Below are 18,363 nucleotides of genomic sequence, written 5' to 3' on the forward strand. Positions count from 1 at the left end.
GGGGCGGGCGGTGCCGCCGGGGCCGGGGCCGGCTTGGCGACCGGGGCGGGAGCGGGCTTCGGCGCGGCGGGCGCCGGAGCCGGTGCCGGGGCGGCGGCGCTCGCGCCGTACTTGGCGAAGACCTGCACGGCCCAGGTCGAGCCGGCGCCGTCGACGAACCAGCCGACGCCCACGGCGGTGTAGTCGCCGAGGATGTTCGCGCGGTGGCCGGCGGAGTTCATCCAGCCGGCCTCCGTCGCCGCGCCGGAGGCGAAGCCGTGGGCGACGTTCTCGCCGACGCGCGACCAGCCGGCCGGCACCTGCGCCGCGACGTTCGGGTTGTGCGTCATGGCCCCGTTCGCGGCCATCTGCTGCGCCCAGGCCTGCGCGACGGCGGCGAGGCTGCCGTTCGAGCTGAGCGCGCCGAGCCCGTTCGCTGCACGGTCCGAGTTGACCAGGGCGGAGATGTCGCCGGAGTCGGAGGCCCACGCCGGTGCGGCGGCCGCGACGCCCCCGCCGGCGAGCAGGCCCATCGCGAGCACGGCCGCGCCCAGGCGTGCGATGCCCCGACGCTCCCGCTGCGCGCGCGGTCGTGCGATGTCGGTCTGATCCACGAGCTGACCCCCATGTCGCCCTGCAGCACCGCGGTCCCGAGCCGGTGAGATCCCGGGGCGGTGCCTCACCCCATATTCACCCGGAGACGATAGCGGAGGGAGATCGTCCAGCACACGTCCAGGCGCGAGACACCAGGTCGAGGGGTCCCGAATCGACGCGCGGGGCGGCCTCGCTTCGTCGATCCACGACCTCTCGACGCGGTGTGGGCGGGGGTGACGGGCGACACGCCGAGCGGGTGGCAGCGGGCTCGCGCGGCGCGTAGCCTCGTGCGGTATCGAACACGTGTTCGAATCGAGGAGGCGGAGATGGGCGACGAGATCGCGGTCTGGTTCGCGAGCGGGCTGCCCGTGCGCATCGTCTGGCGCGGCGCGCGGTTCCGCGTCAACGACGTGCCGACGCCCCTCACGCCGGCCGACATCTGGTGGCCGCCGGCGATCACCCACCCGCCGCTCGCGGACTGGCGCGGCTGGCGGTTCCAGGCCGTCGACGAGGACGGCGCGGCGGCCGTCTTCGACATCCGGGAGACGCCCGCCGAGCGCCGCTGGCAGCTCGTCGCCGTGCACGGCGAGCATGTGCAGGGTGCCGGGCGCTCGCGCTCCGGCGGACGCCACGCACGGGGCGCGTCGTGACGACCCGCGTGACCACCCGAGCGTCCGCCGGCGCCTGTCTCGTGCCGGACTGCCCGCAGCAGGCGGCCGCGGGTTCGCCGGTCGGGCTGTGCCGCCCGCACGCGGACGAGGTCGCCGACTGGGTGCAGCAGGACGACGGCGTCACCGATCTGCTGCCGTCGCCGTGCCGTGCGTGCGGCTCGCGGCTCGGCGTGCGGTGGCCGTCCGGCTGGCTCTGCGCCGCCTGCGAGTGGCGGGTCGGCGAGGACGCGGATCCCGATCTGCCGCCGCCCCGCATCGACGTCGTCTACTACCTGCGGCACGGCGACCGGGTGAAGATCGGCACGACGATCAACCCGCGGCAGCGGTTCGCCCAGTTGCTGCACGACGAGCTGCTCGCGCTCGAGCGCGGCGGGCGCGCGGTCGAGCATGCGCGGCACCTGCGCTTCGCGGCGGACCGGCTCGGCACCTCCGAGTGGTTCCGCCTCTCGCCGGCGATCGAGGAGCACCTCGTGGTGCTCGGTCGCGGCGCGGTCGACCCGTGGGACGTCTGGGCTCGCTGGCGGAGCGAGGCGCTCGCACTGCGAGGCTGACGCGGGCGGCAGCACACCGACCCACGCGGACCGCGCCGGCTCACCGGGTCCGGAGATAGGCGTCGACGAGCAGGTCGCCCCGGATCCGCCGCAGCTCTGCGATCACGCCGCTGACCGCGGCGCGGCCGGGGCCGGCGGCCACGACGTCGTGCGGACCGAGCGGCGGCAGCCTCCCGGTGCGCACCCGCACGACCTCCCAGCCGGCCCGGCGCAGCAGGCGGTCCTTGCGCCGATCGGACACCTCACGCGGCCCGACGTGCTCGAGCCCGTGGCGCCCGGTGGTGTCGTACTCGACCGCGACCCTGAGGTCGGCGAGCACGATGTCGGGCCAGGCCTCGAGATGGTCGAAGAACGGCTGCGCGAGCCGGACGGCGTTGTCCGTCGCCGGCACGTCGAGCCGCTCCAGCAGCCGGGCGCTGAGCTCGGCCTCGGCGGCGGATGCGCGGCGCGGCGCGCAGCCGCTGGCGAACGCCGTGCCGGGGGCGACATCCGGCGTTCGCGCGCAGAGCGTCCGGAGCGGCCGGCGCGGGCGGGTCGATCGATCCGACCACGCCGCCATCCGGTCGGCCGAGGTCATCGTGGGGAGGCGGCGGGGCTGCGCGCCGGCGGAGCACTCCGGGCACCACGACGACCGGCGCCGTTCCCGTCCGGGTCGCGCGCGCTGCTCGGACGGCGTCGCGACGAAGACGTGCCCGACCTCGCACTGCCAGCGCAGCAGCACCTCCGCGGCGGGCGGGATCTGGGTGAGGGTGATGCCCGCGTTGAGATCCGGGTGGTACTGCCGGATCAGCGCCGGGAACGACGCCCACACGGCGCGGTACGTGCCCACGGGATAGGGCACATCGACGCCGCGCGAGAAGCGCCGTCGCGCCCACCATCGCTCAACGGGCTCCGCCATGAGCCCAGGATGACCGCGGCCGCCGACATGGAGGGCGCCGGTCAGAAGTCGAGCCGCATGACCGCCCGCGCGTCGGAGGGACGGGCCACCTCGGCGAGCCCCGCCGCGGCGAACGCGCCGACCGAGCCGTGGAACATCTCGGCCGCGCTGCCGGGCGCGGTGCGGGGGTAGCCCTCGACGGCCCGGGCGCCCCGATCGCGGGCGTGGTCGACTGCGGCGGCGGCGAGCGCCCGGCTGACGCCGCGGCCGCGGAAGCCGACGCGCGTGACGAAGCAGGTGATCGCCCAGACGCCCTCGTCCGCCTTGTCCTCGTCGCGGCCGGTCCACGGCAGACGGGAGGAGAGCAGCCGCGGGTACGCGGTGCGCGGCTCGACGGCGACCCAGCCGACCGGCTCGCCGTCGAGGAAGGCGAGCAGGCCGGAGGTGCTCGTCGCCGCGGGCGAGCCGCAGTGCGTCTGCGCGATCAGGGCCTCCGCGCGGTCCTCGACCGAGGTCGTGCGCCACTCCGCATTGCGGAGCTTGAACCACTGGCACCGGCAGCCGGGCGGGTCGCCGCGGCCCGCGAACACGGTCTCGAGATCGGTCCGGCTCGCCTCGTTGGCCGGGGCGACGCGGATGATGACGGCGTCCGGGCCCTCGGTGTCGATCATCCCCGAAGCGTGGCAGGCGCCGGCGACATCGTCCAGGATGGGCTCGTGCCCTCGCGTCGGATGCCGGCCTCGCGCCGCTCGGTTCTCTCGATCGGATCGGTCGGCTCGGTGCTGTCCATCGGGTCCGCCTACTCGGTGCTCTCGATCGGCTCGGCGTTCTCCGCCGGCTCGCTGCTCTCCGTCGGGTCCGCGCTCGCGGCGTTCTCCGCGTTCTCGTTCGGCTCCGCGGGCTCGCTGCTGTCGGCGCGGTCCGCGAGGTCGACGCTGTCCTGGCGGGCGGTCGACGGCGTCCGGACCACCGGCGCGCGTCAGCGGCGCGAGCGGGAGACCCGGCGCGCGCTGCTCGGCGCCGTGGTCGCGGTCGGCCTGCTGTCGGCGATGGCCGCGCGGCGGCGCATCCGCTGACCCGGCGGCAGCGCTCCAGCGTCGGCGAGATGACGCCGGTGACTCTGGACGGCGCGGCTCAGCGGCGGAAGAACGAGAACCGCGGGCGCTTGGCGCTCTCCTCGCGGGCGACGCGGCGCGCGTCGGCGAGCAGCGACTCGACGACGGCCTGGTCGGTGAGGTCCGGTGCCCCGGCGTCGACCGCGCTCGTGACCCGCACGCGGCCGAGCCGGAGCGGCAGGTCGGGGTTCACGGTGGTCATGGCTCGAGTGTACTCGCGGGGGTGACATCCGGACCGGACGACCGCGCGGCCGCGCCGCGCCGCCGCGCCGCCGGATAGGCCAGCGCGAAGCCGATGGCGAGGATCTCCGCGACCACCGTGACCGTGTGCACCTCGGTGTCCTGGAACGAGCCGGCCGCGGGGGAGTCGACGACGACCATGCCGTACGCCCAGCCGTCGGCGGACACGATCGGCACGGCGATGAACGAGCGCCAGCCGGCGTCGCGCCCGGTGTAGCCGGGCGGCGGGTCGACGTCGCGATCGTGCACGACGAGGGTGCGGCCGCTGCGTACGCGCTCGATGGCGACGTCGGCCCCCGATCCGCCGGCCACGAAGTCGCCGGGCTGCTCGCCCCGCCCGCCGTAGGCGAGCACGCGGAGCGCGGAGGCGTCCGGCTCCATGGAGTACACGGCCGCTCGGGCACGGTCGACGTGGGCCATGAGCAGCTTCGCCAGCGTGAGCGAGGCGCTCTCCGCGACGGCGAGCAGGCGGTCGGCACGGCGCTCCTGCGGCACGGCCGCGACCTTCGAGACGAGTCGGAGCAGCGGCTGCAACGCGTCCTTCATGGCGATCCTGAGCTCCGCGCGGGCGTCCTCCGCGTCGAGCTCGCGCGCCCGCCGGCGGTAGTCGCGTACGAGGCCGATGACGATGCCGACGAGCACGCAGACCACGCCCCCGACGGCGAGGTACCAGACGGCCGGGACGCCGAGCGCCCAGACCGCGCCGCCGAAGTCGTTCCGCGCGGCGAACAGCCAGCCGCCGACGGCGCCGAGCACGAGGGGGAGGGCGCTGAGCAGCACGCTCCCTGCCGCGGTCCGCCGTCTCGAGTCGCTCACGGGGCAATGCTAGGGGCGGCCGCAGACGGAGCGGTCGACCCCCGCGATCGGTGTGATGCGTCAACTATCGTGGCGGGATGGGCATCGGAACACTGATCCTCCGTCTCGTCGTCGGCGGCGCCTTCGCGGCGCACGGGCTGCAGAAGCTGCGCGGCTGGTTCGGCGGCGGCGGCATTGCCGGCACCGAGAAGGCCATGGCCGGATCGCGGATGTACCCGACGCGGCGGAACGCCTACCTCGTCGCGCTCGCCGAGACCGGCGGCGGCCTCGCACTCGCGGCCGGCGCCGCGACGCCGGCGGCCCAGGCCGCGCTCACCGCCACGATGGCGACCGCGGTGCACAAGGTGCACCTGCGCAACGGCTTCTTCAACACCAAGGGCGGCTGGGAGCTCAACGCCGTGCTGACCGCCGCCGCGCTCGCCGCGACCGCCGACGGCCCGGGGCGGTACTCGGTCGACGCCGCGCTGGGCCGCCGCCGCTGGGGACCCGCCTGGGCGATCGGCGCGCTCGTGCTCGGCATCGCGGGCGCGGCCGGTGCGATCGCGCTCGGCGAGGCGGCTGCGCCGCCCGCGGATCCGGACGGGGCCTGACCCGATCCGCGGTCGCGCCCGCCCGTTCTGCAGGATGAATCCGTTCTGCAGGACGCGGCGCGCAGGAATCGTGTGACCAGCACCGGATGATCCTGCAGAACGGTGCGCCCCGCGTGGCACCATGAGCCCATGGCACCGACCCTGCACATCACCGGCGACGAGGCGGCCGACCGGCTGCTCTCCGACGACCCGCTCGCGCTGCTCATCGGGATGCTGCTCGACCAGCAGGTGGCGATGGAGACCGCCTTCGCCGGCCCCGAGAAGCTGCTGACCCGGTTCGGCTCGCTCGATCCCTCCGCGATCGCGGAGGCGGATGCCGACCGGCTCGAGGCGCTCTACCGGCAGCAGCCCGCCATCCACCGCTACCCGGGCTCGATGGCGCAGCGCACGCAGGCGCTCTGCGCGGCGGTCGTCGAGCACTGGGGCGGGGACGCCACGGCGATCTGGACCCGCGACGCGCCGGACGGCGCCGAGGTGCTGAAGCGGCTCAAGGCGCTCCCCGGCTACGGCGACCAGAAGGCCCGCATCTTCCTGGCCCTGCTCGGCAAGCAGTACGGCGTGCATCCGGACGGCTGGCGCGAGGCCGCCGGCGCCTACGGCGAGGAGGGCAGCCACCGCTCGGTGGCCGACATCGTCGACCCGGAGTCGCTCACGAAGGTGCGCGAGCACAAGCGCGCCGTGAAGGCCGCCGCGAAGTCCGGCAAGGACGGATGACGCCCGCCGGCCCGCACCGCTTCAGCAGGGCCGAGCTCGAGTCGTTCCGCGACGCCGAGGTGCCGCCGCTCGTCGGTCCCGGTCTCCGGCTGCTGATCGTCGGCATCAACCCGGGCCTCTGGACGGCCGCGACGCAGACGCACTTCGCCCATCCCGGCAACCGCTTCTACCCGGCGCTCGCGGCCGCGGGGATCATCCCGCGCGTGCCGGACTTCCCGGCGGGCCTCACCGACGCCGACCGCGCCGAGCTCGTCGCCGCGGGGCTCGGCATCGCGAACATCGTCGCCCGGGCGACGGCGCGCGCGGACGAGCTCGGCCGCGACGAGCTCCGTGCCGGAGCGGAGCGGCTGACGGCCGACGTCGTCCGCTGGGCGCCGCGCGTCGTGGCCATCGCCGGCGTCACCGCGTACCGGCAGGGCTTCGACCGGCCGAAGGCCGCGGCCGGGCGGCAGGAGGAGCGGCTCGGGGGCGCGGAGCTCTGGGTCGTGCCGAACCCGTCGGGGCTCAACGCCCATGACACGGTCGCCTCGCTGGCCGCCGCCTACGCCGAACCCGCGAGAGCGGCGGGGATCCTGCCGGCCTGACGCCGCGCGGGGCAGGATGGGGCCATGCCGAGCACCGCCCCCGATCTGGACGACGACGTCCGCACCGCCCTCGATGCCGCCATCGAGGAGCTCGGGGCGGGGGAGAAGGTCTGGGCCCGCACCGATCCGCGCGCTCGGGCCGCCCTCATCCGCGAGACCCGCAGCGCGATCGCGAACGCCGCGGAGCTCTGGGCGCGCACGGCCAGCGCGATGAAGGGCGTCGAGGGCACGCGCTTCGAGGGCGAGGAGTGGCTCAGCGGTCCGTACGGTCTGCTCACCGGCACCGAGCTGCTCGGCCAGAGCCTCGACCGCGTCGGGGCCGGCCGCTCGACGCTCGCGGGCGAGACGCTCGGCGAGGCGATCGGCGGACGCGTCACGGTCCGCGCCCTGCCGCGCACCCCAGCCGAGGAGACGCTGCTCAACGGCTTCACCGCGGACGTCTGGATGCCGCCGGGCGTCACCGCCGCCCAGGTCCGGGCGGAGACCGGGCTCGGCTCCGCCGCGTGGCGCGAGACGGGCGGCATCGGGCTCGTGCTCGGCGCCGGCAACATCACCGCCATCCCGGCGCTCGACGTGCTCTACGAGCTCATCGCCGGCAACCGTGTCGTGCTGCTCAAGGTGAACCCCGTCATGGCCGACATGGCGCCGGTGTTCGAGCGCGCGCTGGCGCCGCTCGTGCGCCGCGGGCTGCTCCGCGTCGTCACCGGCGGCGGCGACGTCGGCGGGTACCTGACCTCGCATCCGGCCGTCGCCCATGTGCACATCACGGGCAGCCTGCTCACGCACGATGCGATCGTCTACGGCACGGGCACGGATGCCGCCGCCCGCCGCAGCGCCGACCGGCCGCTCATGGCGAAGCCGATCACGAGCGAGCTCGGCGGGGTCTCGCCGATCATCGTCGTGCCGGGCCGATGGACCCGCGCCGACCTGCGCTACCAGGCCGAGCACGTCGCGACGATGCGCCTGCACAACGGGGGCTACAACTGCATCGCCGGGCAGCTCGTCGTGCTCTCCGCCGACTGGCCGCAGCGGGAGGCGTTCCTCGACGAGCTCCGCGCCGCGCTCGACCGGATCCCGGCACGCCCGGCCTGGTACCCGGGCAGCGACGAGCGGGTGGCGGGCGCGCTGCGCAGCTACCCGGGCGCCGAGCGCCACGGCGACGGCGGCGGGCGCGTGCTCGTCGACCTCCAGCCGGGCGTCGACGCGAGCGTCATGGAGACGACCGAGTACTTCTCGCCGGTGCTCGGCGTCGTCGAGCTGCCGGGCGGCGCGGCCGAGTTCCTCGAGGCGGCGGTCGAGCGCGTGAACGACGACGTCGCCGGCACGCTCGGCGTCAACGTGCTCGCCGATCCGGCGACGATCCGCTCGCTCGGGATCGCGTTCGAGGGCGCGATCGCCCGCCTCCGCTACGGCACGGTCGCCGTGAACGCCTGGACCGGCGTCGCGTTCCAGACCGCCGCGGCACCGTGGGGCGCCTATCCGGGCAACGTGCGGTCGGATGCCGGCAGCGGCATCGGCGTCGTGCACAACGCGCTGCTCCTGGCGGGGACGGAGAAGACGGTGCTCCGCGGACCCTTCCGTCCGTTCCCGCGGTCGGCCGCCCACGGGGAGCGCAGCCTGTTCCCGACGCCGCCGTGGTTCGCGACCGTGCGGAGCGCCGCCGAGACCGGGCGCCGGATGGTGGAGTACCAGATCCGCCCGAGCGCGGCGGCGATGGCGGCGGTGCTGGCCTCCGCGTTCCGGAAGTAGCCCGTTCGCGAGCTCAGTCGGCCGCGGCGGCGGCGGTCGCCTCCCGCAGCGCGGCGACCGCGCGCACGAGCGCGAGGTGCGAGAGCGCCTGCGGCGTGTTGCCCCAGTGCTCGCCCGTCGTCGGGTCGACCTCCTCGGCGAGCAGGCCGACGTCGTTCGCGAACCCGGTGAGCCGGGTCAGCAGGGCGCGGGCGTCGTCGATCCGCCCCGACGACGCGTACTGCTGCGCGAGCCAGAACGAGCACGCGAGGAACGGGTTCTCACGCCCCGCGAGGCCGTCGACGCCGGACTCCGTGCGGTAGCGCAGCAGCAGTCCGTCGGAGAGGAGGTCCTGCTCGATCGCGGCGACCGTGCCGAGCATCCGCGGATCGTCGGCGGCCAGGTAGCCCAGCTGGGGGAGCATGAGCAGGGCGGCGTCCACCTCGTCGGTGTCGTAGTGCTGGCGGTAGGTGCCGCGGTCGCGGTCGAAGCCGCGATCCTCGATCTCGGCCGCGAGCCGGTCGCGGATCGCGATCCAGTGCTCCACCGGGCCCTCGCAGCCGTGATCGCGCACGGCGCGGATGCCGCTGTCGAACGCCGCCCAGAGCGCGACGCGGGAGTGCACGAAGTACTGCTCGGGGCCGCGGATCTCCCAGATGCCGCTGTCGCGGCGATCCAGGTTGTCCTCGACGTACTGCAGCAGCGCGAGCTGGAGCGACCACGAGAAGCGGTCCTCCTCGACTCCGGCCTGCCGGGCGAGTTCGAGGGCGACGAGCACCTCGCCGACCGCGTCGCCCTGGTACTGCAGGTAGGCGCCGTTGCCGGAGCGCACCGGGCTGGCGCCGTCGTAGCCCGGCAGCGAGTCGATGTCCCACTCCGGCAGGCGGCGCTCGCCGGCCAGCCCGTACATGATCTGCACGTCGGCCGGGTCGCCGGCCACGGCGCGCAGCAGCCATTGCCGCCACTCCTCGGCGACGCCGGTGAAGCCATGCGTGACGAGCGCCGACAGCGTCAGCGATGCGTCGCGCAGCCAGACGTAGCGGTAGTCCCAGTTGCGGCCGCCGCCAGGATCCTCCGGCAGGCTCGTCGTGGCCGCGGCGACGATGCCGCCGGTGTCCTCGTGGGTCAGCGCACGCAGCACGAGCAGTGAGCGGATGAGGGCCGCGTCGAACTCGCCGGCCACGCGATGCTGGCCCGACCACTCGCGCCACCAGTCGAGCGTGGCGGCGATCCGCTCGTCGACGTCGACCGGCGGCGGCGGCTCGCGGTGCGCCGGATACCAGGTCAGCACGAGGTCGACCTGCTCGCCCTCGAGCACATCGAATTCCGCTGCGTGCATGTGGTCGGCCGGCTCGAGGTGCGGGCCGCGCACGACGACCGCGTCCGGTCCGGCGACGGCCACGAGCATCCGAGACGCCTCGTCGGGCATGCCGGGGTCGGGCATCTGGCGGATCCACGGCAGCGCCGCGGCGTAGTCGAAGCGGAGGCGCAGCTCCGTGCGCATGCGGACGGAGCCGCGGACGCCCCGGACGCGGCGGATGACGTCGGCGCGGCGTCCGCCGTGCGGCATGAGGTCGAGCACCTCCACCTCGCCGTCGTCGGTCGTCCAGCGCGTCACGAGCACGAACGACCCGTCCTCGTAGCGGCGCTCCACCCGGGCCCCCGACTCGACGGGCGCGAGTCGCCACGAGCCCTCCTCGTCGGTGCCGAGCAGGGCGCCGAACGTCGAGGCGGAGTCGAAGCGGGGCAGGCAGAGCCAGTCGATCGAGCCGTCGCGGGCGACGAGCGCCGCGGTCTGGGTGTCGCCGATGAGGGCGTAGTCGCGGATCGGTGACGGCATGGGCACATCCTGCCTCGCCGGCCCGGGAGAACGCGCCCAGCGCGCCCAGCGCGCCCAGCACGTCCCGGGCTGCGCGGCGTAGGGTGCGGCCATGACCCTCCGCGAGATCCCGCTGACCACCATCGACGGGCGGGAGACCACCCTCGCGGACTACGCCGACCAGGTCGTGCTCGTCGTCAACGTCGCCTCGAAGTGCGGCCTCACGCCGCAGTACGAGAAGCTCGAGGAGCTGCAGCGCCGGTACGAGGACCGCGGCTTCACGGTGCTCGGCTTCCCGTGCAACCAGTTCCTCGGCCAGGAGCCCGGCAGCGCCGAGGACATCCAGGAGTTCTGCTCGATGACCTACGGCGTGACCTTCCCGCTCATGGAGAAGACGAAGGTCAACGGCCGGAGCTCGCACCCGCTCTACACGGAGCTGCGTCAGACGCCGGACGCCGACGGCAAGGCCGGCAAGGTGAAGTGGAACTTCGAGAAGTTCGTGATCGCGCCGTCCGGCGCCGTCTCGCGCTTCCGTCCGACGGTCCAGCCGGACGACCCGGCCGTGGTCGCCGCGATCGAGGCCGAGCTGCCCGCCGAGCGCGCCGAGGGCGCCGCCTAGCCCCTCGGGTCCGCCGCACCGCCGCCCGGGTCGCCGCCCGTCTCGCGGCGCCGGACGACGGGCTCGCCCGTCAGTCCGGGTCCGATCCCGAGATCGACGAACCGCACCTCGCCCGCGAGCGCGGACGCCGGTCGCAGCAGCAGCCCGGCCTTGACCGCGCCGAACGTCACCGTGACGTCCGCCGGCAGCAGCACGCCGTCGTCCGGCACGGCGCCGTCGTCGACGCCGATGCCGCTCGGCACGTCGACGGCGACCACGCGGATGCCGGACCGGCGCTCGCCGAGGCGCGGCAGGAGCGCAGCGGCGAGCTCGTGCGCACGGCCGCGGAGCCCGGCGCCGGCCGCGCCGATGCCGAGCATCGCGTCGACGATCACGACCCGCTCGCCGAGGTCGGCGACGACCGTCGACACCGGGGTGTCGCGCCGCTCGAGCACGGCGCCGGCCGCCACGGCCGCGGCGAGCCCGGTCTCGTGGATGCGCGAGCCGGTGGGCACGATCCGCACCTGCACGCCCTCGGCGGCCAGCTCGGCGACCGCGAGCAGCCCGTCGCCGCCGTTGTCGCCCGACCCGGCCAGCAGCACGAGCCTCGCGCCGGGCAGTGCCGCGAGCTCGCGGCGCAGCTCGACCGCGAGGGCCGCGGCCGCACGCCGCATGAGCGGCACGCCGTCCGCGAGCAGGGGCGCCTCGGCCGCGCGCACCCGGTCCGCCGACCAGCCGTCCTGAGGATCGCCCGGCATGCCCGTGCCGCTCAGCCGCCGAGCAGGCGGTCGAGGGCCCGGCGGTCGCGCTTGGTCGGACGCCCGGCGCCGCGATCCCGCAGCCCCATCACGACGCGCTCCTCGCGCGGCGGCGGGGGCGGCGTCCGGTCGAGGTAGCACTCGGCGGCGATCGCGGCGCCGACGCGCTTGACGATCAGCTTCTCGACCGTCACGAGCCGCTCGCCGCCCTCGGTGAGCACGCGCACGTCGTCGCCGACCTTCACCGGCTGCGCCGGCTTCGCGCGCTCCCCGTTGACCCGCACGTGGCCCGCCTTGCAGGCATCCGTCGCGGCCGACCGCGTCTTGACGAGCCGGACCGCGCAGATCCAGGCGTCGATGCGCACGGCCGTCATGCGCCGTGCTCGCTCGTCCGTCGCATCGCGGTCATCCGGCCCGCTCCGTCGTGCGGCGGGCGGTCCGCTCCGGGACCACCTGCTCGCCGTCGGACTGCACCCGGTGCACGAGCTCCTTCCAGGGACCCGTGAGCTGCGAGTCGGGCACCTTCGCCCGGTGCCGCGCCGCCCCGGACACCGCGATGCTCCAGACGAACCGGTCGCGGGCGGCGGGATCGATGGCCGCCGTCTCCCAGGCGACCGACTCGACGACCGACACGATCGACTCGACGTCGTCGCCGCGGGCGGTCAGCCGCCATTCGCGTCGCGCGCCGGCCACGCCGCCCGTGCGCACGACGACGACCTTGACCGAGCTAGCGCTTCGCACCGCCATGGAATGTCACTCCGACTCCCGTCCAGCCCTCGCGCACCGCGTCGACGACGGACGACGCTTCACCGTACCGCGCGACGGCCGCGGCGATCGTGGCGTCGGCGAACTGCGCGAAGGTCGCCGCCGGCTTGAGGCGCCCGCCGGTGATGGTGTCGTACCAGACCTGGCCCGCCTTCTCCCAGGCGCGGCCGCCGATCGCGCGGGCGGCCAGGTAGAAGGCGTGGTTCGGGATGCCGGAGTTGATGTGCACGCCGCCGTTGTCGTCGCGAGTGCGGTTGTAGTCCTTCATGTGCGCTGGCTGCGGGTCGGCGCCGAGCACATCGTCGTCGTAGGCCGTGCCGGGAGCCTTCATCGAGCGGAGCGCGACGCCCTTCACCTGCGACGTGAACAGCCCGGCGCCGATGAGCCAGGTCGCCTTCGCAGCGGTCTGGCCGGCCTGGTACTGCTCCACGAGCGCGCCGAACACGTCGGACACCGATTCGTTGAGCGCGCCGGCCTGGTTCGCGTAGACCAGCCCCGCGGTGTGCTGCGTGACGCCGTGGGTGAGCTCGTGCCCGATGACGGAGACGGAGGCCGTGAACCGCCCGAACACCTCGCCGTCGCCGTCGCCGAACACCATCCGGTCGCCGTTCCAGAACGCGTTGTCGTAGTTCTCGCCGTAGTGCACGCTCGCCTCGAGCGGCAGGCCGGCGCCGTCGATCGAGTCGCGGCCGTAGACCTCCGAGAACAGGTCGAAGGTGGCGCCGAGCCCGTCGTAGGCCTCGTTCACGGTGCCGTCGGCGACCGGGTCGTCGCCCTCGCCGCGCACCTTCGTACCCGGCAGCGTCTCGGTGTGGCGCGCGTCGGAGATCGTGCGCTCGGCGGCGGGTGCGAGCTCGGCGACGAGCTCGTCGTTCTCGTCGATGCTCAGCAGCACGCGCCCGGCCCGGGCCCGTCGGGGCTCGTCGTCGTGCCGGAGCGTCTCGAGCGCCGCGCGCGGGGCGATCGCGAAGCGCTCGGGTGCGGCCTCCGCGACACGGCGGAGCAGGAACGGGGGCACGATTCCGGGGGGCATGCGGCGAGCCTAGGCGAGGCCGCCGACGGGCAGAACGACCGGGTCTCCGCGGTCGTCACCCGCACGCGGCCCACGGCGGGCACGGCGCGCCCGCGGCTAGGCTCGCGGCATGGCGCGGCCCGATCACGATCCCACTCAGCGACGGCCGCACGGGCCGGAGGACGTCTGGGTCGACGGGCCGCAGGGCCGGTTCTGGGGCCGGGTCGGCGCCGCGGGCCTGCTCGTCGTCGACGCGGACGGGGCGGTGCTGCTGCAGGAGCGCGCGATCTGGAGCCACTTCGGCGGCACCTGGGCCCTGCCCGGCGGCGCGCGCAAGGCGGGGGAGTCGGCCGCACAGGGCGCCCTCCGCGAGGCCGACGAGGAGGCCGGCGTGCCGCCCGAGGCCGTCGAGGTGGTCGGCGAGCACGTCCGCGACCTCGGCTACTGGTCGTACACGACCGTGCTCGCCCGGGTCGTCACGCCCTTCGAGGTGCTCGTCGGCGACGCCGAGAGCGTCTCCCTGCGCTGGGTGCCGCTCGCCGAGGTCGACGCGCTGCCGCTGCACCCGGCGTTCGCGGAGGACTGGCCGGCGCTGAAGGCGCGCCTCGCCGCGCTCTGACGGATGCCGGGGCTCCGACGGACGCCAGGAGCACGACGGAGGTCAGACCAGCGCGCCGGCGGGCTCGTCGGCGAGGTCGCGCTTCCAGCGCACGAGCGCGCGGACGGTCTCGCTCGGGTCGTCGGCCAGCGACTCCATGACGTCGGCGGGCACCTGGAAGTTCACGGCCACCCAGCCGCGCACGGCCTCGTCCTCATCGTCCGCGAGGACCCGGAGCACGTCGCAGCTCGTCGTCTCGTTGCGGGCCAGGCAGGCGCGCACGCCCGCGTCGCGGTCGACGAGCAGGCGATCGACCACGTCGGCGGGGGTGTGATAGCTCGAGGCGACGCTCTCGCGGATCTTCGGGTTGGCGTGCTCGGAGAGCAGACGGAGGCGGTTCAGCTTGCTGTCGGTCACCGGGGGCGCCGGGTGCTGCGCGGCGGACTCCTCCGGGCTCAGCATCGACGGGGCCATGGCGGCCAGCTGGCGGCGCTGGGCGGCGGTGTTGAAGCGGATGCACGACATGTCCGCCACGGTACGCCGGACAGACGACGACGGCCGCGGGCGCCGGTCAGCGCGTCCGGTTGCCGGTGATGAACCTGGCCAGGAAGACGATCGCGGCGATGATCAGCAGCACGATGCCGACCCAGAGCAGGAAGTTCAGCGACTGCACGAAGCCGCCGGTGAACAGCAGGACGACTGCGATGATGGCGATGATCACGAGCAGGATGTTCATGGGGGGTAGAGCTCCTCACTGAGACGCGGACGGCGGTCCCAGTTCCGCCGACGGGCCGCGCCGTCTCGACCATCTGAGCGTGTCCGGGGGCTCCTGGCCGGGACTGTCAGCCAGCGCTCAGGCGTTCAGGAAGCGTTCAGCCGGCCTTCGGGATCGCTCCGTCGCAGGGGCGGGAGCGGGATCAGCGCGGACGTCCGGCGGCGGTATCCGGCGTACGCCGGATACCGCTCGGCGCTGATGCGCTCGGTGAAGCGGATCGAGCCGGCGAACAACGCGGCGAGCAGCAGCGCGCCCGCGATCGTCCAGGGAAGCGAGCCCGCGGCGACGACGCCGAACCCCGCCATCACCCACCACTGCCCGAGCTCGAAGCAGTAGTTCGGATGCCGTGACCAGCGCCAGAGCCCCTCCTGCACGAAGCCCGGGCCTGCATCCCGGCCGGCCGCCACCCGCGCCCGCTTCTCCTGCTGGAAGCGCCACTGCTGCTCGTCCGCGATCGTCTCCCCGGCGAGCAGTGCCAGGAACGCGACGGTGAGCACGGCGTCCGCCGCCCCGAATGGCGCGCCCGCGTGCTCCAGCGCGGTCAGCGCGGGGAGCGCGATCAGCACGAGCAGCGCGTTCTGGAACCCGGCGACGAAGAGGGTGTCGAACGCCGCCCATCCCCGTCGGGCCAGTCGCGTGCGCAGGATCGGCCAGCGGTGGTCCTCGACCCCGCGATAGCCGCCCCGCCGGGCGAGGTTGGCGGTCAGGCGGATGCCCCACACCAGCCCGAGCAGCGCCATCACGTCGAGTCGGGTGTCGGTGAAGCCCGCGGCTCCGGCGAAGACCGCGAGGTACACGACCGGCGCGATCGACCAGATCCGATCGGTCCACGACGCGTCGCCGGTCCGGGCCGAGAGCACACGGCACGTCACGGCGATCGCCGCGGCCAGAGCCACGACGACGATCACCGCCGCCGACGTCGACGTCATGGGCGGATCCTACTGAGGGCTCGATCGCACGCAGCGGACCGGCGACGCCGAGGGAGCCTCGGGTCCGCCCGCCATCGATAGACTCGACTCCCAGGAGGTGAGGCCGTGACGATGGTCAGCTCGCGCGTGGTGACGGTGCCGAATGTCCTCACCGTCGTCCGCCTGCTGCTCATCCCCGTCTTCCTCCTGCTCATCGTGGCGGGGGAGTACGCGTGGGCCGTCGCCATCGTGGCGCTGTCGAGCATCACGGACTTCGCCGACGGCTTCATCGCCCGGCGCTTCAACCAGGTGAGCAGGGTCGGCCAGCTGCTCGACCCCGCCGCCGACCGCCTCTTCATCCTGTCGACGCTCGTGGGCATCGCGATCGCCGGCGTCGTGCCGTTCTGGTTCCTCGCGATCGTCGTCGCCCGCGACGTGCTGCTCCTCGTGCTCGGGATCGCGCTCGCGAACCTCGGCTACGGGCCGCTGCCGGTGCACCATCTCGGCAAGATGGGCACGTTCTGCCTGCTCTTCGGCTTCCCGGTGCTGCTGCTCGGCGCCGCCTTCCCGGCGATCGCGCCGGTGTCCGATCCGATCGGCTGGGGAGTCGCCATCTGGGGCGCCTTCCTCTACTGGTGGGCGGGGTGGGCCTACTTCCGCCAGACCGTCCGGCTGGCACGCCGATCCCCGGTGGCGGCGGATGCGGCATCGGATAGTGTGGGCGGCTGAACCTGGAGGAGCCGATGGCCGACGACGACGACCGTGACGCGGGCGCAGCCCGCGCTGTGCCCGCCTCCGCCATCCGCCCCGGCGCGGGCGGGACGGACACGACCGCGCACTATGCGGACGAGTTCGCCGCCCAGCTCGCGGCGATGGAGGCCGGCGTCTCGCCCAGCGAGCAGGAGGCCATCTCGGCCCTGCCGTCCGGATCCGCACTCCTCGTCGTGCGCCGCGGCCCGAACGTCGGCTCCCGCTTCCTGCTCGACGCGGACCTGACGACCGCCGGCCGGCATCCCGACGCCGACATCTTCCTCGACGACGTCACCGTCTCGCGCCGCCACGCGGAGTTCGTCCGCGTCGGCACCTCGTTCCAGGTGCGCGACCTCGGCTCGATGAACGGCACCTACTTCGACGGCGTGCGGATCGACTCCGCGCTGCTGTCCGACGGCGCCGAGGTGCAGATCGGCAAGTACCGGCTCACCTACTACGCGTCGCGACTCGATCTCGCGTCGGCGGCGCGGTAGTGCCCGCCTCCTCAGCCCAGGCCCGCGTGCCTGGGTCGGCGCCCCGACTCAGCATCGGCCAGGTCCTGGCCCGACTGAACCCGGAGTTCCCCGACCTCACCCCGTCGAAGCTCCGCTTCCTCGAGGAGCGCGGGCTCATCTCGCCGGCCCGCACGGAGTCCGGCTACCGCAAGTTCTCGCCCGACGACCTCGAGCGGCTGCGTCTCGTGCTCTCGATGCAGCGCGACCACTACCTGCCGCTCAAGGTGATCCGCACCTACCTCGACGACCTCGACGCCGGCCGCGAGCCGGCGCTGCCGGGGGGCCAGAGCGTCGCGGCCCCGTCGATGCTGCCGAGCGACCGCCGGCTGACGCGCGACGAGCTGCTGCGCGAGTCCGGTGCGACGCCGATGCTGCTGCAGGATGCGGTGTCCGCCTCGCTCGTCGTGCCCGGCGACCACTTCGGCGAGGACGCCCTCGCCGTGCTCCGCTCGCTCGTCGAGCTGAAGCGCTCGGGCATCGAGCCCCGGCACCTCCGCGGCTTCCGCGCCGCGGCGGAGCGCGAGCTCGGCCTCATCGAGAGCGCGCTCATCCCGGTCGCGCGGCGCAAGGACGCGTCGAGCCGGGCGAAGGCGGCCGAGCTGGCCCGCGAGATCGCGGGGCAGCTCGAGGTGGTGCGATCGAGCCTCATCCGGTCGGCGCTGACGCGCCTCCGGTGACCGGTCTGGTCGGATTCGCGCGACACGCCGGGCGCGCCACGCGGATGTCGTTGTCCGCGGGCGCCGGGGTGGCTAGCGTGGAAGACACGGGACTTGAACTTCAAGTTCCAGTTGAAGGTTAGGAATGGCATGAGCGAGACGAGCAGGAGCGACGACGCGCGCTACGACCTCGGTCTGCTGTTCACCGACGGTCTTCCGGACCTCGACGACCAGGCCGGCTACCGCGGAGCCGTCGCCGCGCGCGCGGCCGGCATCAGCTACCGCCAGCTCGACTACTGGGCGCGCACCCAGCTCGTGGAGCCCACCGTCCGCGGCGCCGCCGGCTCGGGCTCGCAGCGCCTCTACGGCTTCCGCGACATCCTCGTGCTCAAGCTCGTGAAGCGGCTCCTCGACACCGGCATCTCGCTGCAGCAGATCCGCACCGCGATCGGCCAGCTCCGCGAGGCGGGGGTCAGCGACCTCGCGCAGACGACGCTCATGTCCGATGGCGCGAGCGTCTATCTCTGCACGTCCGACGACGAGGTCATCGACCTCGTCAGCCAGGGCCAGGGCGTGTTCGGCATCGCCGTCGGCAAGGTGCTCCGCGAGGTCGAGTCGAGCCTCGTCGAGCTCGACCGCAGCCCGGCGGAGGACCCCTCAGACGAACTCGCCCAGCGCCGCGCGAAGCGCGCCGCCAGCTAGCACGTCGTCCGCCTCGGCCGATCCGGCCGGGGCGTCGTCATGCCCGGG

26 protein-coding genes are annotated in these 18,363 nt (G+C 74.4%); 13 read left to right on the forward strand and 13 right to left on the reverse strand.

What is annotated here, in order from left to right; all coding sequences use genetic code 11:
- Nucleotides 1–593: CAP domain-containing protein (locus AC1RSJ_RS06295; protein ID WP_493117490.1), on the reverse strand; the 593-nt coding region annotated here is incomplete at its 3' end.
- Between the two features lie 306 nt (nucleotides 594–899).
- Here AC1RSJ_RS06295 and AC1RSJ_RS06300 point away from each other — a divergent pair.
- Nucleotides 900–1,223 carry a DUF6504 family protein gene (locus AC1RSJ_RS06300; protein WP_493117491.1) on the forward strand — a complete coding sequence of 108 codons (324 nt, stop codon included), beginning with the start codon at nucleotides 900–902 and terminating at the stop codon, nucleotides 1,221–1,223.
- A complete protein-coding gene (locus AC1RSJ_RS06305) occupies nucleotides 1,220–1,795 on the forward strand; it encodes a GIY-YIG nuclease family protein (protein WP_493117492.1) in 576 nt (191 codons plus the stop codon). The genes AC1RSJ_RS06300 and AC1RSJ_RS06305 overlap by 4 nt, the downstream gene beginning before the upstream one ends.
- Nucleotides 1,796–1,835: 40 nt before the next feature.
- On the opposite strand, the gene AC1RSJ_RS06310 is transcribed toward AC1RSJ_RS06305, so the two are convergent.
- Together AC1RSJ_RS06310 and AC1RSJ_RS06315 are read right to left on the reverse strand one after the other, a co-directional pair.
- The gene (locus AC1RSJ_RS06310; RefSeq protein WP_493117493.1) at nucleotides 1,836–2,693 is read right to left on the reverse strand and encodes a zinc-ribbon domain-containing protein; all 858 of its coding nucleotides are present in this window, start codon (nucleotides 2,691–2,693) and stop codon (nucleotides 1,836–1,838) included.
- A gap of 41 nt (nucleotides 2,694–2,734) precedes the next feature.
- Nucleotides 2,735–3,343, reverse strand: a complete 609-nt coding sequence (locus AC1RSJ_RS06315; RefSeq protein ID WP_493117494.1) for a GNAT family N-acetyltransferase — start codon at nucleotides 3,341–3,343, stop codon at nucleotides 2,735–2,737.
- A gap of 45 nt (nucleotides 3,344–3,388) precedes the next feature.
- Here AC1RSJ_RS06315 and AC1RSJ_RS06320 point away from each other — a divergent pair, with 45 nt between their 5' ends.
- The gene (locus AC1RSJ_RS06320) at nucleotides 3,389–3,748 is read left to right on the forward strand and encodes a hypothetical protein (protein ID WP_493117495.1); all 360 of its coding nucleotides are present in this window, start codon (nucleotides 3,389–3,391) and stop codon (nucleotides 3,746–3,748) included.
- A gap of 58 nt (nucleotides 3,749–3,806) precedes the next feature.
- Here AC1RSJ_RS06320 and AC1RSJ_RS06325 read toward each other — a convergent pair whose 3' ends face one another.
- Nucleotides 3,807–3,989 carry a hypothetical protein gene (locus tag AC1RSJ_RS06325; RefSeq protein ID WP_493117496.1) on the reverse strand — a complete coding sequence of 61 codons (183 nt, stop codon included), beginning with the start codon at nucleotides 3,987–3,989 and terminating at the stop codon, nucleotides 3,807–3,809.
- A complete protein-coding gene (locus AC1RSJ_RS06330; RefSeq protein WP_493117497.1) occupies nucleotides 3,986–4,843 on the reverse strand; it encodes a GAF domain-containing protein in 858 nt (285 codons plus the stop codon). Before AC1RSJ_RS06330 ends, AC1RSJ_RS06325 begins: the two co-directional genes overlap by 4 nt.
- A gap of 77 nt (nucleotides 4,844–4,920) precedes the next feature.
- On the opposite strand from AC1RSJ_RS06330, the gene AC1RSJ_RS06335 reads away from it, so the two are divergent.
- The 4 genes from AC1RSJ_RS06335 to AC1RSJ_RS06350 all read left to right on the forward strand — a co-directional run bounded on the left by AC1RSJ_RS06335 (nucleotide 4,921) and on the right by AC1RSJ_RS06350 (nucleotide 8,480).
- Nucleotides 4,921–5,433: a DoxX family membrane protein gene (locus AC1RSJ_RS06335; RefSeq protein ID WP_493117498.1), complete on the forward strand. Its 513-nt coding sequence runs from the start codon at nucleotides 4,921–4,923 to the stop codon at nucleotides 5,431–5,433.
- A gap of 129 nt (nucleotides 5,434–5,562) precedes the next feature.
- A complete protein-coding gene (locus AC1RSJ_RS06340) occupies nucleotides 5,563–6,147 on the forward strand; it encodes an HhH-GPD-type base excision DNA repair protein (protein ID WP_493117499.1) in 585 nt (194 codons plus the stop codon).
- Complete coding sequence (locus AC1RSJ_RS06345; protein WP_493117500.1) at nucleotides 6,144–6,731, forward strand: mismatch-specific DNA-glycosylase; 588 nt, start codon at nucleotides 6,144–6,146, stop codon at nucleotides 6,729–6,731. The genes AC1RSJ_RS06340 and AC1RSJ_RS06345 overlap by 4 nt, the downstream gene beginning before the upstream one ends.
- A 24-nt stretch (nucleotides 6,732–6,755) precedes the next feature.
- A complete protein-coding gene (locus AC1RSJ_RS06350) occupies nucleotides 6,756–8,480 on the forward strand; it encodes an aldehyde dehydrogenase family protein (RefSeq protein WP_493117501.1) in 1,725 nt (574 codons plus the stop codon).
- Nucleotides 8,481–8,493: 13 nt separating this feature from the next.
- Here the strand turns inward: AC1RSJ_RS06350 and AC1RSJ_RS06355 are convergent, their stop codons facing one another.
- On the reverse strand, nucleotides 8,494–10,299 hold the full coding sequence (locus tag AC1RSJ_RS06355) for a glycoside hydrolase family 15 protein (RefSeq protein WP_493117502.1): 1,806 nt from the start codon (nucleotides 10,297–10,299) through the stop codon (nucleotides 8,494–8,496).
- A gap of 91 nt (nucleotides 10,300–10,390) precedes the next feature.
- On the opposite strand from AC1RSJ_RS06355, the gene AC1RSJ_RS06360 reads away from it, so the two are divergent.
- A complete protein-coding gene (locus AC1RSJ_RS06360) occupies nucleotides 10,391–10,897 on the forward strand; it encodes a glutathione peroxidase (RefSeq protein ID WP_493117503.1) in 507 nt (168 codons plus the stop codon).
- Here AC1RSJ_RS06360 and AC1RSJ_RS06365 read toward each other — a convergent pair.
- Genes AC1RSJ_RS06365 through AC1RSJ_RS06380 form a run of 4 tightly spaced genes read right to left on the reverse strand, consistent with a single transcriptional unit; the run spans nucleotide 10,894 to nucleotide 13,432 of the window.
- A complete protein-coding gene (locus AC1RSJ_RS06365) occupies nucleotides 10,894–11,634 on the reverse strand; it encodes an NAD(P)H-hydrate epimerase (RefSeq protein ID WP_493117504.1) in 741 nt (246 codons plus the stop codon). The genes AC1RSJ_RS06360 and AC1RSJ_RS06365 overlap by 4 nt on opposite strands.
- A gap of 11 nt (nucleotides 11,635–11,645) precedes the next feature.
- Entirely contained in the window at nucleotides 11,646–12,008 is a 363-nt protein-coding gene (locus AC1RSJ_RS06370) for an RNA-binding S4 domain-containing protein (protein ID WP_493117505.1), read from the reverse strand.
- 31 nt (nucleotides 12,009–12,039) lie between these two features.
- Complete coding sequence (locus tag AC1RSJ_RS06375) at nucleotides 12,040–12,381, reverse strand: protealysin inhibitor emfourin (RefSeq protein ID WP_493117506.1); 342 nt, start codon at nucleotides 12,379–12,381, stop codon at nucleotides 12,040–12,042.
- Nucleotides 12,362–13,432 carry a M4 family metallopeptidase gene (locus tag AC1RSJ_RS06380; protein ID WP_493117507.1) on the reverse strand — a complete coding sequence of 357 codons (1,071 nt, stop codon included), beginning with the start codon at nucleotides 13,430–13,432 and terminating at the stop codon, nucleotides 12,362–12,364. The genes AC1RSJ_RS06375 and AC1RSJ_RS06380 overlap by 20 nt, the downstream gene beginning before the upstream one ends.
- Nucleotides 13,433–13,541: 109 nt before the next feature.
- Here AC1RSJ_RS06380 and AC1RSJ_RS06385 point away from each other — a divergent pair, with 109 nt between their 5' ends.
- Nucleotides 13,542–14,030: an NUDIX hydrolase gene (locus AC1RSJ_RS06385; protein WP_493117508.1), complete on the forward strand. Its 489-nt coding sequence runs from the start codon at nucleotides 13,542–13,544 to the stop codon at nucleotides 14,028–14,030.
- Nucleotides 14,031–14,072: 42 nt separating this feature from the next.
- Here the strand turns inward: AC1RSJ_RS06385 and AC1RSJ_RS06390 are convergent, their stop codons facing one another.
- The 3 genes from AC1RSJ_RS06390 to AC1RSJ_RS06400 form a co-directional block, all read right to left on the reverse strand.
- Nucleotides 14,073–14,534: a hypothetical protein gene (locus AC1RSJ_RS06390; protein WP_493117509.1), complete on the reverse strand. Its 462-nt coding sequence runs from the start codon at nucleotides 14,532–14,534 to the stop codon at nucleotides 14,073–14,075.
- Between the two features lie 46 nt (nucleotides 14,535–14,580).
- Complete coding sequence (locus tag AC1RSJ_RS06395; protein WP_493117510.1) at nucleotides 14,581–14,745, reverse strand: hypothetical protein; 165 nt, start codon at nucleotides 14,743–14,745, stop codon at nucleotides 14,581–14,583.
- A 125-nt stretch (nucleotides 14,746–14,870) separates the two neighbouring features.
- Nucleotides 14,871–15,713 carry a DUF1295 domain-containing protein gene (locus AC1RSJ_RS06400; RefSeq protein ID WP_493117511.1) on the reverse strand — a complete coding sequence of 281 codons (843 nt, stop codon included), beginning with the start codon at nucleotides 15,711–15,713 and terminating at the stop codon, nucleotides 14,871–14,873.
- A 111-nt stretch (nucleotides 15,714–15,824) separates the two neighbouring features.
- Here AC1RSJ_RS06400 and AC1RSJ_RS06405 point away from each other — a divergent pair, with 111 nt between their 5' ends.
- From AC1RSJ_RS06405 to AC1RSJ_RS06420, 4 genes are all read left to right on the forward strand, one after another.
- The gene (locus AC1RSJ_RS06405) at nucleotides 15,825–16,421 is read left to right on the forward strand and encodes a CDP-alcohol phosphatidyltransferase family protein (protein WP_493117713.1); all 597 of its coding nucleotides are present in this window, start codon (nucleotides 15,825–15,827) and stop codon (nucleotides 16,419–16,421) included.
- A 14-nt stretch (nucleotides 16,422–16,435) separates the two neighbouring features.
- A complete protein-coding gene (locus AC1RSJ_RS06410) occupies nucleotides 16,436–16,936 on the forward strand; it encodes an FHA domain-containing protein (RefSeq protein WP_493117512.1) in 501 nt (166 codons plus the stop codon).
- Nucleotides 16,936–17,634 (forward strand): transcriptional regulator FtsR, encoded by a 699-nt coding sequence (gene ftsR / locus AC1RSJ_RS06415; protein WP_493117513.1) that lies wholly within the window; start codon nucleotides 16,936–16,938, stop codon nucleotides 17,632–17,634. Before AC1RSJ_RS06410 ends, ftsR begins: the two co-directional genes overlap by 1 nt.
- A gap of 129 nt (nucleotides 17,635–17,763) precedes the next feature.
- Complete coding sequence (locus AC1RSJ_RS06420) at nucleotides 17,764–18,315, forward strand: MerR family transcriptional regulator (protein ID WP_493117514.1); 552 nt, start codon at nucleotides 17,764–17,766, stop codon at nucleotides 18,313–18,315.
- Nucleotides 18,316–18,363 lie beyond the last annotated feature (48 nt).

The organism is Schumannella sp. GW821-FHT10F01 (assembly GCF_058809295.1).

Bases quoted from the DNA above. Each gene is read 5' to 3' on its own strand.
- AC1RSJ_RS06300 (WP_493117491.1), top strand. From the start codon at position 900: ATGGGCGACGAGATCGCGGTCTGGTTCGCGAGCGGGCTGCCCGTGCGC.
- AC1RSJ_RS06310 (WP_493117493.1), bottom strand. From the start codon at position 2,693: ATGGCGGAGCCCGTTGAGCGATGGTGGGCGCGACGGCGCTTCTCGCGC.
- AC1RSJ_RS06315 (WP_493117494.1), bottom strand. From the start codon at position 3,343: ATGATCGACACCGAGGGCCCGGACGCCGTCATCATCCGCGTCGCCCCG.
- AC1RSJ_RS06325 (WP_493117496.1), bottom strand. From the start codon at position 3,989: ATGACCACCGTGAACCCCGACCTGCCGCTCCGGCTCGGCCGCGTGCGG.
- AC1RSJ_RS06335 (WP_493117498.1), top strand. From the start codon at position 4,921: ATGGGCATCGGAACACTGATCCTCCGTCTCGTCGTCGGCGGCGCCTTC.
- AC1RSJ_RS06340 (WP_493117499.1), top strand. From the start codon at position 5,563: ATGGCACCGACCCTGCACATCACCGGCGACGAGGCGGCCGACCGGCTG.
- AC1RSJ_RS06345 (WP_493117500.1), top strand. From the start codon at position 6,144: ATGACGCCCGCCGGCCCGCACCGCTTCAGCAGGGCCGAGCTCGAGTCG.
- AC1RSJ_RS06350 (WP_493117501.1), top strand. From the start codon at position 6,756: ATGCCGAGCACCGCCCCCGATCTGGACGACGACGTCCGCACCGCCCTC.
- AC1RSJ_RS06355 (WP_493117502.1), bottom strand. From the start codon at position 10,299: ATGCCGTCACCGATCCGCGACTACGCCCTCATCGGCGACACCCAGACC.
- AC1RSJ_RS06360 (WP_493117503.1), top strand. From the start codon at position 10,391: ATGACCCTCCGCGAGATCCCGCTGACCACCATCGACGGGCGGGAGACC.
- AC1RSJ_RS06365 (WP_493117504.1), bottom strand. From the start codon at position 11,634: ATGCCGGGCGATCCTCAGGACGGCTGGTCGGCGGACCGGGTGCGCGCG.
- AC1RSJ_RS06370 (WP_493117505.1), bottom strand. From the start codon at position 12,008: ATGACGGCCGTGCGCATCGACGCCTGGATCTGCGCGGTCCGGCTCGTC.
- AC1RSJ_RS06375 (WP_493117506.1), bottom strand. From the start codon at position 12,381: ATGGCGGTGCGAAGCGCTAGCTCGGTCAAGGTCGTCGTCGTGCGCACG.
- AC1RSJ_RS06380 (WP_493117507.1), bottom strand. From the start codon at position 13,432: ATGCCCCCCGGAATCGTGCCCCCGTTCCTGCTCCGCCGTGTCGCGGAG.
- AC1RSJ_RS06385 (WP_493117508.1), top strand. From the start codon at position 13,542: ATGGCGCGGCCCGATCACGATCCCACTCAGCGACGGCCGCACGGGCCG.
- AC1RSJ_RS06390 (WP_493117509.1), bottom strand. From the start codon at position 14,534: ATGTCGTGCATCCGCTTCAACACCGCCGCCCAGCGCCGCCAGCTGGCC.
- AC1RSJ_RS06395 (WP_493117510.1), bottom strand. From the start codon at position 14,745: ATGAACATCCTGCTCGTGATCATCGCCATCATCGCAGTCGTCCTGCTG.
- AC1RSJ_RS06400 (WP_493117511.1), bottom strand. From the start codon at position 15,713: ATGACGTCGACGTCGGCGGCGGTGATCGTCGTCGTGGCTCTGGCCGCG.
- AC1RSJ_RS06405 (WP_493117713.1), top strand. From the start codon at position 15,825: ATGGTCAGCTCGCGCGTGGTGACGGTGCCGAATGTCCTCACCGTCGTC.
- AC1RSJ_RS06410 (WP_493117512.1), top strand. From the start codon at position 16,436: ATGGCCGACGACGACGACCGTGACGCGGGCGCAGCCCGCGCTGTGCCC.
- AC1RSJ_RS06420 (WP_493117514.1), top strand. From the start codon at position 17,764: ATGAGCGAGACGAGCAGGAGCGACGACGCGCGCTACGACCTCGGTCTG.